The sequence below is a fragment of the Methylomonas rhizoryzae genome (assembly GCF_008632455.1).
GTDB lineage: Bacteria > Pseudomonadota > Gammaproteobacteria > Methylococcales > Methylomonadaceae > Methylomonas > Methylomonas rhizoryzae.
In genome coordinates, this window is sequence record NZ_CP043929.1 from 4,344,492 (window position 1) to 4,361,679 (window position 17,188).

Annotated in this window: 14 protein-coding genes; all 14 read right to left on the reverse strand. The window is 44.0% G+C overall.

The annotated features are described in order from the left end of the window. Entirely contained in the window at positions 1–771 is a 771-nt protein-coding gene (zapD, locus tag F1E05_RS19270) for a cell division protein ZapD (protein ID WP_150051373.1), read from the reverse strand. Next, complete coding sequence (gene coaE, locus F1E05_RS19275; RefSeq protein WP_150051375.1) at positions 768–1,379, reverse strand: dephospho-CoA kinase; 612 nt, start codon at positions 1,377–1,379, stop codon at positions 768–770. The genes zapD and coaE overlap by 4 nt, the downstream gene beginning before the upstream one ends. Position 1,380: 1 nt before the next feature. Next, entirely contained in the window at positions 1,381–2,247 is an 867-nt protein-coding gene (locus F1E05_RS19280; RefSeq protein WP_150051377.1) for a prepilin peptidase, read from the reverse strand. 72 nt (positions 2,248–2,319) lie between these two features. Beyond that, positions 2,320–3,540 (reverse strand): type II secretion system F family protein, encoded by a 1,221-nt coding sequence (locus F1E05_RS19285; protein WP_150051379.1) that lies wholly within the window; start codon positions 3,538–3,540, stop codon positions 2,320–2,322. A gap of 3 nt (positions 3,541–3,543) precedes the next feature. Then, positions 3,544–5,256: a type IV-A pilus assembly ATPase PilB gene (gene pilB, locus F1E05_RS19290; protein WP_150051381.1), complete on the reverse strand. Its 1,713-nt coding sequence runs from the start codon at positions 5,254–5,256 to the stop codon at positions 3,544–3,546. A 98-nt stretch (positions 5,257–5,354) separates the two neighbouring features. Further along, on the reverse strand, positions 5,355–6,149 hold the full coding sequence (locus F1E05_RS19295) for a response regulator (protein WP_150051383.1): 795 nt from the start codon (positions 6,147–6,149) through the stop codon (positions 5,355–5,357). Positions 6,150–6,155: 6 nt separating this feature from the next. Beyond that, positions 6,156–7,598: an HDOD domain-containing protein gene (locus F1E05_RS19300; RefSeq protein ID WP_150051385.1), complete on the reverse strand. Its 1,443-nt coding sequence runs from the start codon at positions 7,596–7,598 to the stop codon at positions 6,156–6,158. Next, positions 7,598–10,402: a valine--tRNA ligase gene (locus F1E05_RS19305; protein ID WP_150051387.1), complete on the reverse strand. Its 2,805-nt coding sequence runs from the start codon at positions 10,400–10,402 to the stop codon at positions 7,598–7,600. The genes F1E05_RS19300 and F1E05_RS19305 overlap by 1 nt, the downstream gene beginning before the upstream one ends. A 682-nt stretch (positions 10,403–11,084) precedes the next feature. Next, positions 11,085–11,534: a hypothetical protein gene (locus F1E05_RS19310; protein ID WP_232056715.1), complete on the reverse strand. Its 450-nt coding sequence runs from the start codon at positions 11,532–11,534 to the stop codon at positions 11,085–11,087. A 92-nt stretch (positions 11,535–11,626) separates the two neighbouring features. Continuing rightward, positions 11,627–12,871: a bacterial ammonia monooxygenase, subunit AmoB gene (gene amoB, locus F1E05_RS19315; protein ID WP_150051389.1), complete on the reverse strand. Its 1,245-nt coding sequence runs from the start codon at positions 12,869–12,871 to the stop codon at positions 11,627–11,629. Between the two features lie 92 nt (positions 12,872–12,963). Then, positions 12,964–13,713, reverse strand: a complete 750-nt coding sequence (gene amoA / locus F1E05_RS19320) for a bacterial ammonia monooxygenase, subunit AmoA (protein WP_150051391.1) — start codon at positions 13,711–13,713, stop codon at positions 12,964–12,966. Between the two features lie 118 nt (positions 13,714–13,831). Further along, positions 13,832–14,584 (reverse strand): bacterial ammonia monooxygenase, subunit AmoC, encoded by a 753-nt coding sequence (gene amoC, locus F1E05_RS19325; protein WP_150051393.1) that lies wholly within the window; start codon positions 14,582–14,584, stop codon positions 13,832–13,834. A gap of 620 nt (positions 14,585–15,204) precedes the next feature. Next, positions 15,205–16,560, reverse strand: a complete 1,356-nt coding sequence (gene mtoX / locus F1E05_RS19330) for a methanethiol oxidase (protein ID WP_150051395.1) — start codon at positions 16,558–16,560, stop codon at positions 15,205–15,207. A 93-nt stretch (positions 16,561–16,653) separates the two neighbouring features. Then, positions 16,654–16,941: a DUF4242 domain-containing protein gene (locus tag F1E05_RS19335; protein WP_150051397.1), complete on the reverse strand. Its 288-nt coding sequence runs from the start codon at positions 16,939–16,941 to the stop codon at positions 16,654–16,656. Positions 16,942–17,188 lie beyond the last annotated feature (247 nt).

The following is a 17,188-nucleotide window of genomic DNA, read 5'->3' on the forward strand; positions in this document are numbered from 1 at the left end:
TCACACGGCACAGCGCGCCAAATTGAATACCACGTCCTCTTGAGTTTGTACCGGACGATTCTCATCGGTAGACGGAAGCAAAAACCGAATACTAAACCTGTGCTTACCGCCACTGATTTCGGCAAAACAACCCGCCGCTTTAGGCACACCCACCCTAAGCAATTGAACCGGATGATTTTTATCCAACGCTAGTTGAAAAAATCCTGCGTGTGCAAGCTCTTGCCGCGGAACGCAACTTTGCCGGATGAATCCCAAAATCAAATCGATAGCCAATTGAATATCAACAAACGGCTGAGTCCAGGTTTCTAAATCCTTCTGCTGCTGTACCGCATCTTGTTCCAGCCAATAATGAAAAGCGGGCAAGTCAAACGAATAGGTCCCACCCGGGATTGCGCTACGTTGGGAAATACTTTGAAACAATCCGCTTTCTAAAACGCTAATGCCGATTTTACCGCTGGCATTATATAGTTTGCGGCTCGCCTGGCTCAGCTGGTCCAGTATGGTTTGCAACTTGTGGCGATCAACTTCCTCGCTCTGACTTAAATGCCCAAGCACTTTGGAATGGCGCTCCAATTCCTTGATTAATTCCGATTTCAAATCACTACGGCCGAAAATCGTCAGAATATCCAGCAAAGAATCGATAGCAGCCCTTTTATCGAATACCGAACCACCCGCCATAAAGTGGTTGAGTTGTTGAAACAATTGTTCCAAACGCATAAACACCCGAACTCTCTCGTTCAACGGAAATTCGTAGATCGTTTGTGTATTCAAGCCGGCGTAGTCCTTAAGTTGGCTAATGCAAGGTAAAATTGATGCAATTTTTTCACGCGGTCGGCAAGCAAGCTTTCGTCACCTGAATTTTCTATTACGTCATCCGCAGCTTGAAGCCGGAGCTGCCGGCTGGTTTGTACAGCCATAATTGCGCGCACCTGCTCCGGCTCGACATTATCGCGTTTCACTACGCGTAATACTTGCAACTCCTCGGAACAATCCACAACTAAAATGCGATCGATGGAAGCCAAATGACGCGTTTCCAATAATAAAGGGAGAGCGATGATGTAATATCCGCACTGAAAACTCCCTAGCTCCGATTCAATCTGCTGGTAAATTGCGGGGTGCATGATAGCATCCAGCGCTTTACGACGCGAGTGGTCGGAAAAAACGATGTTTCTCAACTGCAGCCTGTCTAACTCGCCGTTCGGCAAAATAATGCCTTCTCCAAACAGTTGAACTAGGCTATTCAGCAATGGCCGCCCCGGTTTCACTAACTCCCTAGCTACCAGATCAGCATCAATAACCGTTGCGCCCAATTGCGCAAATAAGCGGCAAACATAACTCTTGCCGCTGCCGATACCGCCGGTTAAACCGACCCGTAACATTCTATAAACCTGTAATACCTAGGTAGAATTGGTTGATTTCCCTACCGTAAATTAGCGCCAACCAGCCGGCCCCCGCCAGATAAGGGCCAAATGGGATGGGTCGGCTAATATCCTGTCGTTTCAACACTATCGAAACAACGCCGATAAGCGCGCCAACGAACGATGCAAGCACAATGATCAACGGCAAAAATTGCCAACCTAACCAAGCTCCCAACAACGCCAACAACTTAAAGTCGCCATACCCCATACCTTCTTTCCCGGTAAGCAATTTGAATAGCCAGTAAATACTCCAAAGGCTTAGATAACCGGCTATCGCTCCGATAATGGCGCTGTGACTGTCGGCATAAAGGGAAAACAAACTTAGCAATAAGCCTAACCAGAGCAGTGGCAGGGTGATGGAATCCGGTAGTAATTGGTGATCTATGTCGATAACACTTAACGCGATTAGACTCCAGGTCAGCAATAAAGCAAATGCCAGCGCTATTCCGTATCCAAAATGAAGGGCAACCATAGCGGACGAAATCGCGGTAAAAGCCTCTAATAATGGATAACGCCAAGTAATGTGTGCGGAGCAATTGGCGCATTTACCGCGAAGCAAAAGATAACTCAAGATAGGAATATTTTGATGCGGTTTGATTTCGGCTCGGCAACTTGGACAACGCGAGCCAGGCCAAATCAAGTTGAAAGCCTCGGCATCCTGTTCCGGCGGTAACTCCAAATACTCCAGACAATCTCTGCGCCAAGCCTTTTGCATCATCAGCGGGAGCCGATAAACTACGACATTCAAAAAGCTACCAATCATTAAGCCCAACACGAATGTCAGGCTCACCAGCATTAGCATGGATTGCTGCAAGGTTTCGACTAACATACTCGAATTTTGTAAAGAACCGGCCTTGAAATAATTGGAATTTTGCTTTGCGGCAGATTATGCGAACACGGCCTAACCAACCGCCGCCCCCAATTTGAAAATAGGCAAATACATCGCCACGATAAGCCCCCCGACTAAAACCCCGAGCACCGACATAATGATAGGTTCCATCAAACTGCTGAGATTATCGACCAAATTATCCACCTCCTCTTCGTAGAAATCGGCAACTTTATCCAACATACTATCGATGGAACCGGACTCTTCGCCAATGGCTACCATTTGGATCACCATATTAGGAAATAACCCCGTCTGAATCATAGAGAATTGCAATTGCTGACCGGTTGCCACGTCATCGCGCATTTTCATCACGCCGTCGTAGAACAAAATGTTACCGCACGCTCCTGCAACGGAAACCAACGCTTCTACCAGAGGAACACCTGCGGCGGACATGGTCGATAGCGTCCTGGCAAACCGCGCAATAGCGGATTTTTCCAAAATCATTCCCACCACGGGTATTTTCAACAACGTTCTATCCAAAAAGTGATTAAAAGGCCGAGAGCGTTTTTTAAAAAAACTAAAGGTGTAACCGGAAGCTCCTATCACACCGACAATAGCCCACCACCATTCTTGTATCCATCGGGACAATTCAATGACGAATTGCGTAAAAGCGGGCAAGTCGGCGCCAAACCCTTTAAACAAATCTTCGAAAACCGGTACCACAAAAATTAAAAGCACCGCAGTCACAATGCACGCAACCACCAAGACGGCTATCGGATAAGTTAAAGCCTTTTTTACTTTTTTACGAATGGACTCGGTTTTTTCTTTGTAGGTTGCAATCTTATCCAATAACGATTCCAACACACCGGCTTGCTCGCCTGCGTTCACCAGATTGCAAAACAAATCGTCGAAATATAGATTCTTTTTAGCCAGTGCCTGCGCTAAGGTATCGCCACCTTCAATATCGGCCTTAATGGACAACAACATTTCAGACATACTCGCGTTATCGTGACCTTTGCCGATAATGTCGAAAGATTGCACCAAGGGCACTCCAGCTTCCAACATAGTGGCTAATTGCCGGGCAAAAACCGCAATATCAGCACTGGTTATTTTCTGTTTTTTGGGCCCGAACAACGGCTTTGGCTTGGGCTTGATTTTAATGACCCTAACCCCGGACTTTCTTAACTCCGTCCGTGCAACCGCTTCACTTTTAGCGCTAAAAAGCCCCCCGGTCTTTTTGCCTTGTTTATCCAAGCCCTCCCAAAGAAAATCAATTTGATCGCTTTCTTTTGCCATGATTTAGTCCTTGGTTACGCGGTCGACTTCTTCCAGCGAGGTAATACCTTGCCGCACTTTCAACAAACCGGAAGCCCGTAAATCGTTGATACCTTCGGATTTTGCCAATTCAGCCATCTCCATCGAATTTCCGCCGCGAAGAATTAACGCCCGCATTTTTTCACTGATGGGCAACACTTGGTAAATCCCCACCCTACCTTTATACCCGTTGTTACAATGTTCGCAACCGACCGGCTCGTATAATTTGAATGTACCGATCTCCTCCTCGTTAAAACCAGCCGCTAACCAAACATTTGCAGGAAAATCGGCTTCCTTTTTGCAATGTTCGCACAACCTTCTCGCTAAACGTTGTGCCATAATTAAATTGACGGCGGATACGATATTGAACGGCTCTATGCCCATTTGCACCAAGCGGTTGATTGTCTGCGGAGCATCGTTGGTGTGCAGAGTGGACAACACTAAGTGTCCCGTTTGCGCGGCTTTTACCGCAATACTTGCAGTCTCTATATCCCTAATTTCGCCCACCATTATAACGTCCGGGTCTTGACGTAAAAATGCTTTTAGCGCTTCGGCAAAAGTTAGTCCTGCCTTGGGATTGACGTTTACCTGATTAATACCCTCCACTGTAATTTCGACCGGATCTTCTGCAGTGGAAATATTTCGTTCGACGCTATTCAGCAAGTTTAGCCCCGTATACAAGGAAACCGTCTTACCACTACCGGTGGGCCCTGTAACCAAAACCATTCCATATGGCTTATGTATGGCGTCTAAAAAATATTTTTGTTGCGCGGGTTCAAAGCCCAATTTTTCTATCCCGATTTGCGCACTGGTAGGATCGAGGATCCTCAATACAACCTTTTCGCCAAACAAAGTCGGACAGGTATTTACCCGAAAATCAATGGCTCGCGTCTTCGATAATTGCATTTTGATCCGCCCGTCCTGCGGCACACGGCGTTCTGCAATATCCATTTTCGACATGACTTTGATGCGGGAAATAATTCGGTTAGCGATCCCGATTGGTGGGCTTGCGATTTCAGCAAGGATACCGTCCGCGCGAAATCGGATCCTGAATCGCTTTTCGAACGGCTCTAAGTGGATGTCGGAAACCCCTTTTTTTATCGAATCCAATAGAATTTTATTGACGAAACGAACGATCGGCGCCTCGTCGATGTCGGAAGACGATACGTCTTCCGCCGGCTTTTCATCGCCGCCGGAAATATCGATATTATCTAAATCTTCGTCAAGTAAATTCCCCATTGTCGTATCAACCGCTTCCAAAGCAGCATCGATACAACGGACTAACTTATCTTCTTCGACGAGAATATTTTCGGTATTTAACCGCGTATGAAACTTGATTTCATCCAGAGCCTGGAAATTTGTAGGATCTGCAGTTGCAATAAACAAACGGTTACCGCGTTTGAATAGAGGTAACGCATGATGTTGACGAATTAGTTTTTCGCTGACTAATTTGACCGGAATCGACGTGAGGTCAACTGCGTCCAGATCCAGCAGTGGCACCCCAAATTCGCTAGACGCTAATTTGGCGATAGTTCGACTATCGACTTGCTTGTTGGCAACCAGATAGGTTACCAGTGGTTGTTTTTGTTTTTGGGCCTCTTGTGCGGCTACAGCTGCAGCGTCTTCGGTTAGCAAGCCTTGTTGGACTAAACATTTTGCTAAGCCACTAAAATGGATGTTAGGAGGAGCCGTCACCATATTTAAGTAATTTCTTCTAGTTGTGGCGTAACTATAGATGATTCAAGGATTTTGTCTACAGGTCTCACTGAGCACCGTCGCTATCACATAACAATCAACTACCCCAACAACTGCATAATTAAGCGCTTTACCGAACCCGGCTCAAAGGGCTTGTCCAAGATCGCCGATACACCTGCTTTTTCGATTGCCGCTAATCGATTTTGATTTTGCTCACTCGTTACCATCATAATAGGTACCATGGCTCGTTCAAAATCCTTCCGCATAGCCTGAACCATCTGCACACCGTCCATTTCAGGCATATGGTAATCGGTAACTATCAAATCGAAATAATATTCTCGGTAAAGTTGCAGACCTTGTTTGCCATTGGAAGCAGTCATTACACGTTCTATTCCAATATTGCTCAATACCTTGCGAATGTATTTAAGTGAAAACTCGCTGTCATCCACTAATAATACCTGCAAATCTTCTATATCAAAGTGTTGTATATATAGCTTTTGAGGATGTAGATATTCCACTGTAGCATATAAGGCCGTTTCCAACTCTCCCTGAGTAAAGGGTTTAGGTAATATAGCAATCGCACCAGCCTGTCTTATCGGTTCAAGATACTTAATGTTTGTTTCGCTCGAAATCAGCAAATAAGCCATATCGTAAGACTCGCTGTCCTTTCTTATAGCGTGGACTAAATCCACGCCCGTCATATCGGGCAAATACATACTACTAATAATTAAATCAGGTCTACCATGCTTCAATTGTGCCAATAATTCACTTCCAGTGCTTATATCTGTTACCGACTCAATTCCACAACTTCGTAAATGTTGTTTGATAATGAGAGCTTGGGTATGCGAAGGCTCGACTAAATAAATATCCAGCGTGGAAATTTCCTGTTCGTTCATATAGCATCAATGTCGGATTCGGTATAGTGTCAAACCAATTTGCACTTGTTTTACGAAGTGATTAACGATCGAGAAGTCTTCTATCGTCAATGGCCGATGGTGCACACCTCTATCACAATAAATCAATCCGATTGGTTTCATTTCGATTTGCACCGGAAATACAAAGCACTCATGTTTACCCATATGCTTTACAATTTGTGCCGTATAAAGCGATGGGTGTTCTTGCGGTTTGGCCCAAAAACCGTTTTTACTTTCTAATCCATGAAAAAGGATGTTTCGACCAGACTCCTCGTTTGTAAACTGAATCTTGTTAGAACCGCTAAGCTTGCTCCATCCTAACGATATTTTCTCTATTACTGAGGTCCTATTTTTATTTAATATCATAAACAGCGTCCTATCCATGTTAACGCCTCTATGAACACCCTCCAATACCATTTCTAGTAATATATTTATATCGATTGCCCCACTAACGTGCAACGCGATTTCTTGTAATATCTGTAATTGCAGATTCTTATAATCAAACTGTGTTTCCGATATTTTAGGCTCGATTTCCGTTACAGCTATTGATTCTTTACTAATATATTTCGAAGCATCATGAGCTCCAAATTGCTGAGCAATTTCAACTGCTTTTAAAGTACTCAAACTAACTTTAGCTTTAACTTGCTCTTTGGACAAATCCGATAGACCAGCCAATTCTTGCACACAATCCATTAATTCTTTAGACTCTTCCCCGATTTCTAAAGCCCCGCAAAGCTTTTCACTTAGCCTTACCAATTTAACTCTAATATCGTTAGTATCTTTGTTCGTCATAGCCGCCTCTATTAATCCACCAAGTCGCCATGATTGATTTAATTTACCGCCCAATTCCTCCAGAGTGAATCCCAAAACTCTTTTCTCAGCATCCAAAGAATTAACACCGACCTTAAGTAACTCTTGAATTTTCGCAGCAGCAGGACTATTCGAGCACCAAAAAGCGACTTTTCCAACATTCATCAACAAAGCAGCGACAAACACTTCCTCGGGCGATTTATCTCCCATTGATACGGCTAACTCTCTAGCCTGCACAGCGGAATGAATTGCCTTTGCGATTTCTCGATTTGCACATTCCTTATTAGCCGATGATAATATTGACTCAAAAAAAGAACATGCCAGCGTCAGCTCCCTGATCAATTGCATACCCATAATGACAATCGCTCGAGACACAGTGCCTATCTTTTGTCTCGAGGGGTTGTAATAAGGGCTATTGCTTATTTTTAGCAACTTAGCAGTTAGATTTGGATCCTGCAAAATTATAGAAGCCAACTCCATAGCCCCTTTATTGTTGTCGTCTAATGCCGAATAAATTTGTCCTGCGGTATGGGAAAAAATCGGCATTTTTTCAACTTGTAATGTATAGACCCATTCCTCTAGGCTCTGCGGGAGCGTGGATAAAGAGTCATGCCGCTTCATTATAAACTTCGAATTTTGATGACTTGCTCTAACAAGCCGGCATGAGACAGTTTCAACGTTGCGAGCTTTTCTCGCTCTTTAACAATTACCTCAACAGGTGCCTTTTCTACGAACGATGTATTAGCTAATTTTCCTTCTATTCTGGGAAGCTCTTTTTCAATCCGTTGAATTTCTTTTTCCAGCCTTGCCAATTCAGCAGACTTATCGATCAATCCGGCAATTGGTATCAATACCCGTAATTCACCAATTAATGCAATTGCCGCTTCCGGCGCATTCTCATTTAATTCTAAAATCGTGATGTTAGCTAATCGTCCTAATTTCAGTAAATAATCTGAATTCGCTAGCAACAGCTCGTGATCTTTTTCAGTGACGTTCTCCAATAGTATATCGAGCGGCTTTCCTGGAGCGATATTCATCTCCCCGCGAATTCGACGTACCGCCAACAAAAAATCCATGACCCAAGAAATGTGGATTTCCGCCTCGTTGTCCAGCAAGTAATTATCGGCTTCCGGGTAGGGTTGTAACATTATGGTAGGTGCTTTGATTCCTGCTAGCGGAGCTATCCTTTGCCAAATTTCCTCAGTTATGAAAGGCATGATAGGGTGAGTCAGACGAAGTAAACATTCGAATACACTCACTAGCGTTTGCCTAGTTCCTCTACGCAACAATTCGTCTTCAGCCTGCAATGTTATTTTAGCCAGCTCCAGATACCAGTCGCAGTATTCATTCCAAGTAAACTCATAAATTGCTTGCGCCGCCAAATCAAACCGGTACTGATCGATTGCATCTCTTGTTACGCCGATTGTGCGATTTAATCTCGATAATATCCAACGGTCGGCTTGGCTGTATCTACAATCGACATTATTAGCTGCGTTTTCTTCTCCTGCCGTATTCATTAATACATAACGCGCCGCATTCCATAGCTTATTGCAGAAATTACGGTAGCCTTCCGTTCGTTGTAAATCGAATCTTATATCTCGTCCGGTTGAAGCCAATGAAGCAAACGTAAATCGCAAAGCGTCTGTTCCGTAGGATGGAATGCCATTGGGAAATTGTTTCCGTGTGGCTATTTCTATTTTTGGCGCATCTCTAGGCTGCATCAAGCCAGTGGTACGTTTTTTTACTAGCGTTTCAATATCGATTCCGTCAATGATGTCTATAGGATCAAGCACGTTGCCCTTTGACTTAGACATTTTCTGGCCTTCCGCGTCTCGAACCAGACCATGAATATATACCTCACGAAAAGGCACATCACCCATAAACTTTAGGCCCATCATGATCATCCTTGCCACCCAAAAAAATATGATATCGAACCCGGTCACCAACACACTTGTCGGATAATGCTCAGCCAACTCGGGAGTTTTGTTCGGCCATCCCAGTGTCGAGAAGGGCCAAAGCGCCGAGGAAAACCAAGTATCCAATACATCACCATCCTGCTGTAGCGGATAATCGTGACTCAAATTATGCCTTTCTCTAATTTCCGATTCGCTTCGACCTACATAGATATTGCCTTTTCCATCATACCAAGCAGGGACACGATGACCCCACCAAATTTGCCGGGAAATACACCAGTCTTGGATATTGCGCATCCATTCGAAATAGGTATTTTTCCAGTTATCCGGTACGAATTTTATTCGGCCGGACTCTACTGCTTCTATAGCGGGCCCTGCTAACGGTGCAATTTTGACGTACCATTGATTAGTTAAGTACGGCTCAATAACAGCTCCCGTCCTATCCCCGCGTGGCACCATAAGCTTATGATCAACTATTTTTTCCAATAAATTCTGTGCCGACAAATCGGCAACGATTTGCTTCCTAGCTTCAAAGCGATCTAACCCGATGTAGCCTGATGGAATAATCTGGTATTCGTCGTTATCGCGTATGGTCGCATCGGGCGTAAAAACATTAATCAATCCGCCATAAGGTTGTTCAGATATTGCCAGTGTTTGCTTATGACGCCCCCACACTTCGTAATCGTTGAAATCATGTGCAGGAGTAATTTTGACGCAGCCCGAACCAAACTCAGGATCGACGTATTCATCTGCAATAATAGGAATAAGTCTTCCGGTCAGCGGTAATTCTACCAACTCGCCAATTAAATGTTTATAGCGCTCATCACCTGGATGCACAGCAACGGCAGAATCGCCCAACATCGTTTCCGGCCGTGTTGTCGCCACCACCAAGTATCTGGAGCCGTTGGATAATGGATAACGAAGATGCCACATTGAGCCATTTTCTTCTGCCGACAGAACTTCCAAATCCGAAACTGCCGTATGTAATACAGGATCCCAATTTACTAGGCGTTTACCGCGATATATAAGACCCTCTTCGTACAATTGAATAAATACTTCTCTGACGGCATCGGACATTCCTTCGTCCATCGTGAACCGCTCTTTTGCCCAATCGAGCGAAGACCCCATTCGCCTTAGTTGGCGAGTAATCATTCCGCCGGATTGCTTTTTCCACTCCCAGATTTTATCTACGAATTTATCCCTACCAAACTCATGACGCGTCTTCCCTTCTGCGTTTATCAATCTCTCCACGACCATTTGCGTTGCTATTCCGGCATGATCTGTTCCGGGTTGCCATAGAGTATTGCAACCTTTCATTCTATGGTATCGACTCAACGCATCCATTATTGTGTCCTGAAACGCATGCCCCATGTGCAAGCTACCGGTCACATTCGGTGGTGGAATCATGATGCAATAAGAACTCCCATTGCGGTTCGCAGCAAAGTATCCTGCTTCTTCCCATACTTGATACCAACGTTGTTCTATTGCATGAGGCGAATAAATTTTATCCATAATTTTTTAATACTTATATAATATAAATAAGAATTCAGAATTTTTATTAAATTCACACACTCAACTAATCATCAAGCCACATATATTCAAAGCATTAGCATTATTTTCCTTATATATCTTAAAGCTCGACAATGGCTAAACAGCTTTCAATTATTGCTTTTTAATACAAATATAAATAATACAAAAATCGAACCTAGAAATAATACCTACCCTTTAAAACAATCAAGTAGCCCTACCCAATACGATTTACTTAGAAATATCCGAATCTCATTCAGAATTGTAACCCGCACATTCCGCACACTGAAGACGCAAACCAATCAGTTACATATCTTAATATTGGAGCACCATTTGTTTTTGAAACAATCAAGATCGAAAGCCTCCCTTTATCAACCTCCAACAATCATCGCTTTATCAGATTTCGTTTTTATTCTTATGTTTTGAGCAGGGCAGTGAAATACTCAAATTTAGTACGTACCTTTAATACACAAGTCAACATGCGAGTACTCGCCAAGCCTTTGTTCACCTGACCTAAGCAAAACTTGCGTATAGCGAGACAAGTAAAACTTTTTATAAATTTTTCGATTCTTTGCCGTGCAAATGCGATTTTCGGAATAAGCAGGCACACTTATCTATCTTGTATTTTAGTTAAGCTCTAGTAGTAATTTTAAAAAACCTTATCGCATCATTTTGCCTGTTTTTGCTCGGAAAGGGACTCTTCCCCTGCAGTTACGATTCCATTTAAACATTCAACAACACTTTGCGCATAATTTGCTCGCGCCTCTGCTAACGATTTTGCAGATCCGAACGCAACCGCAAGCTCTTTTATTTCACCCACAGGGTCTGTTGATTCGGCTAACTTCATCATTCTAATATAGCTTTCATATGCTTCTTTTTTGCGTGGATCCAACGGTGTAAAACCGGGCATTTTACTACTCGTTTCCATGACGACACATTTAGCCATCTCATTTATATCAACTTTATAATCCATTACATCTTGATCTTTTTTTAGCTGCTCCATCACTGCGGCTTCATATTCGCTTTTCTCTTGGCATCCTAATAACCCCAATAACACAGCAACGACAACTATTTTTTGCATGATTTTGTAATCCATCCGGTTAAATACAATATTCATTTATTTGGTCTACAACAAAAAAAAGCCCCCGCTACCTAGATGGTAGCGGAGGCTTATTCTGTCCTAATTGACTATTAGAACACCTTCATTTATTAGATGAAAGTTGGAATCAGCGGAGCGTCAACAGTTACCATTTGACGTGTTCCGTTTTCATCCCAGAAGAACAACAAACCAGCGAAACGGCTATCTGGGTCGTAGATCAAGTCAGCCAGACGATATACTTCCCAAGCAGCGTCAGAAGCAGTAACTTCAACGGTGCGGGTTTCGCCTGGAGCAAGCGGACTGTTATCGCTAACGGTCAAACCTTCTTCAGCCAACAAGTCATCTGGATAGTTGGTATCGTCTTCGTGAACAGCAGGATCCAAGAAGCGAACACCTGCAGTGTTGAACTCACCCAAACGTACTGCTGAATCACCGTTATTGGTAACGGTTAAAGTCATTTGCATTGCACGACCAGGTACGCGATAAGTCGCGTCGTCAACTTTAACTGAAACAGTTGACTCAGGCATTTGGTAAGTTTTCATGCCACGCAACAAACCAGCTTGCAGTGGAGTGGTCACAGGATACTTTTCGTTGGTAGCACCCATTGACGCAGCAACGATAACCATGGTACCAACACCGAACAACATACCGACTTTTTTATCGCCAGAGCTGATCAGAGTGTCTGCTTTGCCAGTGCTTACAGCAATGTGACGTGGAACGAACATTGGGCGTTTGATCCAGAACAGCAACCAAGCGAACGCAATGCCAAACCATACTGCGTGCCAGAAGTAAACGTTATCCAGCGCGTATTTTTCCAGATCAATGGTTTGACCGGTCAAAGTAGTTACTGGGTTAACGAATTGGCTCATTGAACCGGTAATGGTTACCCATTTTCCTGGCCCGATGATAGGACCACCGCCCTCAACGTTCATCATAGAGTGAACGTGCCAGTCACCTGGACGACGTGCTTTCAACAGTACTTTGAACTCATAAACTTCGCCCAATTCCAATGAAACTGAACGAGGAACCAACTGACCACCAATCCAAGAACCTGCACGGATAAATACAGGGCCTGGGATACCTACGTTCAAGAAGGATACTTCCGGTTTATCAACAGTTTCCGGCCATCCTGCAAAAACCAGGAACTTACCAGAAATAGTCATGGTTTCGTTCACAGCCACTTCTTCTTTTGACCAGTTCAAGTCAAACCAGTGGATAGTACGCATACGCATGAACGCAGCCTGTGATTTTTCACCGTGAGCAGAAGCTGCTGGCGCGTAGAACATCGCTGCTGTCAATGAGATCAGCAGGGCGACAAAGGACAGTTTTGCAACTTTGTCTTTAATTATTTTCATATTTCCTCCTCTATTACTAGAGAACCTTGTAATTTTAAGATCTTCTGGCAACAAACCAAACATGCCAGTCGTTTATCAACAAAATCTTCGAATTAAGAAGCGTCGTCGGCGATAAAGTCGGTTTTAGAAAACCAACGACCGAAGAAGTGCCACAAGAAGTAAATGATGATAGAAACGAATCCAGAGAAGAACGCTGATACAGGCGCAACGTCTTTACCGAAAGTTCTTAAAGTACCTTTCTCTACCATACGGATGTACTCAGGAGTACCAGTACGTACATAGTGATAACCTTGCAAGTCCGCCAAAGTCATCATCATGCCGTTGTACTCTACAGGCACGTGCAGAGGAGCGATAACCGGCCAGTTACCTGGATAGAACAACAGACCGTAAGCCAAACCACCAACTACCGCTGTCAAAGTCATGCTGCTGCCCAGCATCAGAATGACGTCCAGAACGATTGCACCTGGCAACAAGTTTGATGGGAAGCAGATGTTTACTGGGAAATATGTCCAGCCCCAGAAATTGAAGTAGCGGTTAATCCACTCACCAACCATCAGAGCAACCACAGACAAGGTTGCACCAACTGGTAAACGGTATCTCCACCACAAGCAAGCTTGAACAGCCGCAGGGAATGTAATGGAAACGATAGGTGCTACAGTAACCCATAGACGTCTATCTTTCCAGTCGGTCCAGAAATCCCAGTCACCACCGGTCAACATGTAGTGAATGTGATAACCGCCCAAAACTGCTGTAAACAGTGTAAAGAGAATCATCCAGTCAAACGCACGGGAAACTTGCACCGCTTCCGCACGTGAACGTACAGCTGATTGAGATGCGCTCATTAGCTTACCTCCTAAAGAATTAAAATTATTTTTTATTACTTTTCTTACCTTATCTCGTCCTGCCTATAAAAGCAGGACAAGAAAGGAGATAGTATTTTACTTTTACAACTTAACTAAATTAAGCCAAGTCTTTTTTCAGCAATTTCGCAATTGCCATTACTTCAGTGTTCACAACACCCATTATAGCCAGAGCAGCCCAACCAAAGAATACGAAACCGTAGTGCAATGGAGCAACAAACAACTCTTCCATAAACCAGAAGGTGTGACCCCACTCATTCAAACCAACGTTTGGCAGAATCATGAAAGGTCCGATAACTGCAACCAAGTACATCAAGTGCAAACCTTCATGATAGGTTGGCAGCCTGGTTTTTGCATACATGAAAGAAGCAGTACCAGTGATGATGTAGATTGGGTATGACAGATAGAATTCGATGATATGACTTGGAGTGAAGTCGGTATCACGAACGATTGTTTGGTGCCAAGTACCATCTTGCTCGGTGAAGTAAGAAGCACCCCAGTAGATTGCCCAGCCGTAGCACACCAACCAAATCCAGTGTGTGAAATGACGGCGCAGTTCTTCACGTGGAGTGATTGACATCACTTTACGATCACGAGTTTTCCAGATATAGCCATTGATACCTGCGAAAAACAGTACTTCCAGAACGATCTCGGTATATAAGAAGTTCATCCAGTATGTTTCAAACTCAGGCGCGAATGAGTCAAGACCAGCGGACCAGCCATAAACGCCTTCATACCAACGCACCCAGGTGTAAAACACTTGATAAAGAAGAATACCTAGAATTAGGTTTCTTTTGTTCAAAAGCGGTGCTTCCGCAGCATCAGCCTTAACTGATTCAGTTGTAGCAGCCATTTCTACCTCCTAAAAGATTTAAAAATTTCCGGAAAATTCCGAAAGCTCTTTTTATACATTTCCATCTATCGAATCGTAAAGTTTACGACCCACTTCCATCCCTAAAAGTGCCACGCAGTCTACCATCTCACTGATCCTTGTCAAGACAATATTCATCGTTTCTAGGTAAGATTTTTCCGATTCACCACATCGGCGAAGAATAAGCCATACCCCCTATATCAGACATCCATCTTTCCGACAGAAAGCCATGTACCGGCTCACTCCGAATCAGCCCTACCCTCTTTACACCACTTTCCTTCAATCAACTATTGATATTCAGCCTCCGCCCCCCCGGCAGGATCGACGGTTTTTGCGGCCAAATTTCATGCAACCCAAAAAGTACTTGACGCCCCTTCGCCCGACGACACTCGACAACATATGTTTTTGACGTAACCCAAGAGATTTCCTAAAAATACCCACCCATATCAAGTAAAATAGCCCTCCCTTAATACAACCGGCTAAGTCGCAAAAACTCAGCTTCCCGGAGCAGCACGGTAACCCGCTGTTGCCGCCTTAACCAACCACCGTGCCCGACCATTCTCCGCTCAATCAATACGCGCCCACTCCGTCTTGTAGCCAAGTCAGTGCGGAGTCACCTGTGCGGCACCTAAGGTCGGACTTCTTTCACCAACAATACCGGAATACAACGCATAAGCCCCAAACCGCATTTGATGCGCCCGCCCTAATTTCTCTTTGCTGAAGTCAATTGCAAATTGCTCGGTCAATTTTGTACCATCCCAACTATAGGCTTTCAGAAATTGCTCGTCCTCTTGACCCTTTTTATCCCAGTTCGCTAACAGAGAAGAGGTAAAATACAATCTCTTACCATCCCAGCTCGATGAGACCATATTCACTTGACTGGCAATCTTCTTCTCATACACTTGCTTAGGATGAAATGGATCAGTTATATCGAATTGCCGAGCTTTACCATCCATAAACGTATTGACCCATAAGGTTTTGTCGTCACTAGAAATGGATATATCAACCGGCAACGGCACCTTACCCGGATCACCGACATCGGCAACCTCTTTTGCCAGCCACTCCCCAGTAGCTTCCTGATAAATTAGCCAGATCTTGGATGTCAATGCAGTACTGGTAAAACAGTAGTTGTGCGCATCATTCCAAGCGCAACGAATTTCTAAAGGCGCCCCCGGCACATCGAAAATTTTTTTAGGCTGTCGAGTATGTAAATCCCATTGAACCATAGTACTCCCAAAACGCTTCATCGCTTCCGCATCGCCCAACATCTTGCCGAAATCCATCATGTAGTTCGACCAGCCGGTAAACGATGAAGTCAACAACAAATTTTTACGCGGCAAAGCGCGAACATCGTAGTTATAACCATCGGCATACTGCCCGGACTTTACGGCACCTTGTAAATCACCATCCGTTGGCAGCCAGTGCGTAGCAACATATTCACCACTATTGCTGTACTCTACAAGCGCTGTTCGCCCGCCATGGTCTTTATTATTCGACAAACCTGTAATAACCATCCGTCCCGGCAATGCGTAAAAGCTATGCGGCCCCACCACCCCACCGGTTTTAGTCACGAAATCACTGAGGGTTTTTACTAATTTGGGCTTTGCAGGATCGGAAGCCACATCAAAAATAAAAATTTTGCTGGTATCTAAACCACCTGCCCAAAGATACCTGCGATCATCCGTAAAATCAGAATGGTGCGCTTCGTTACGCCCTCCTACCGATAAACTAGCTATTACTCTTCCGTATTGTTTTGATTTAGGATTTACATCTACGGTCACCAACTTGTCTTGCTCATCACCAACCCCTTGTTCACCCAAGGTCCAGACATATACAAAGTCTTCCTGCCCGGTAATCTTTGCCATATACGGTGACGCACAAGTTTCGTCGGCATGACCGGAAACACTAATACAGCCAAACGCAAATGTTATAGATAACGCACTGAATTTTAATTTCATATTAATTTCCCCCGTTTAAAAGATTTTTCTCCTCCGAGAAAAAAGCGTGAGTTTCATTGCCTAATGTCACGTAGCAAACAAATAAATGCCCCATCACTCTTTTGACAATGATTCAGCAGTAGTCGGATCGATTATAGTTTTGATCTCTTCTATGCGATTTACCGGAAACCCTCCAAGCTCAGCATGCCGCCGTATTGACTTCTCGTCATCGGCAATATAAATACAATAAACCTTATCTCCCGTAACAAAGCTCTGCAACCACTGAATATCCGGCCCCATTCCCTTTATCACGTCACAAGATTTCTGCGATATTGCTTGCAAATCAATCGCAGTCAACTTACCCACTCCCACGATACCCCGTTCTATGATGTATTTTGGCATTACACACCCCTAATAAATGACCGGTCGTCTAAAAACAACCGAATAAAACCCCCGCTTTGTCGGTACTTAACTAGCATCAAATTTAATACACCCTGACAGCAAGCATTTTCTACGATAAACACCGACATTAAACTTGCTTTAAAAGCCTCAATAATCCTAGATTTAATTTTTCAACAAACACAGCTTCAACAACATATTCTTTGTTATTCTTAAATCCGTGACTCCAAGGCCTAAAATCACTGTAACT

What these genes read in the sequence shown, in the direction of transcription:
- coaE (WP_150051375.1), bottom strand. Translation starts at nt 1,379, where the DNA reads ATGTTACGGGTCGGTTTAACCGGCGGTATCGGCAGCGGCAAGAGTTAT.
- F1E05_RS19280 (WP_150051377.1), bottom strand. Translation starts at nt 2,247, where the DNA reads ATGTTAGTCGAAACCTTGCAGCAATCCATGCTAATGCTGGTGAGCCTG.
- F1E05_RS19285 (WP_150051379.1), bottom strand. Translation starts at nt 3,540, where the DNA reads ATGGCAAAAGAAAGCGATCAAATTGATTTTCTTTGGGAGGGCTTGGAT.
- pilB (WP_150051381.1), bottom strand. Translation starts at nt 5,256, where the DNA reads ATGGTGACGGCTCCTCCTAACATCCATTTTAGTGGCTTAGCAAAATGT.
- F1E05_RS19295 (WP_150051383.1), bottom strand. Translation starts at nt 6,149, where the DNA reads ATGAACGAACAGGAAATTTCCACGCTGGATATTTATTTAGTCGAGCCT.
- F1E05_RS19300 (WP_150051385.1), bottom strand. Translation starts at nt 7,598, where the DNA reads ATGAAGCGGCATGACTCTTTATCCACGCTCCCGCAGAGCCTAGAGGAA.
- F1E05_RS19305 (WP_150051387.1), bottom strand. Translation starts at nt 10,402, where the DNA reads ATGGATAAAATTTATTCGCCTCATGCAATAGAACAACGTTGGTATCAA.
- F1E05_RS19310 (WP_232056715.1), bottom strand. Translation starts at nt 11,534, where the DNA reads ATGAATATTGTATTTAACCGGATGGATTACAAAATCATGCAAAAAATA.
- amoB (WP_150051389.1), bottom strand. Translation starts at nt 12,871, where the DNA reads ATGAAAATAATTAAAGACAAAGTTGCAAAACTGTCCTTTGTCGCCCTG.
- amoA (WP_150051391.1), bottom strand. Translation starts at nt 13,713, where the DNA reads ATGAGCGCATCTCAATCAGCTGTACGTTCACGTGCGGAAGCGGTGCAA.
- amoC (WP_150051393.1), bottom strand. Translation starts at nt 14,584, where the DNA reads ATGGCTGCTACAACTGAATCAGTTAAGGCTGATGCTGCGGAAGCACCG.
- mtoX (WP_150051395.1), bottom strand. Translation starts at nt 16,560, where the DNA reads ATGAAATTAAAATTCAGTGCGTTATCTATAACATTTGCGTTTGGCTGT.
- F1E05_RS19335 (WP_150051397.1), bottom strand. Translation starts at nt 16,941, where the DNA reads ATGCCAAAATACATCATAGAACGGGGTATCGTGGGAGTGGGTAAGTTG.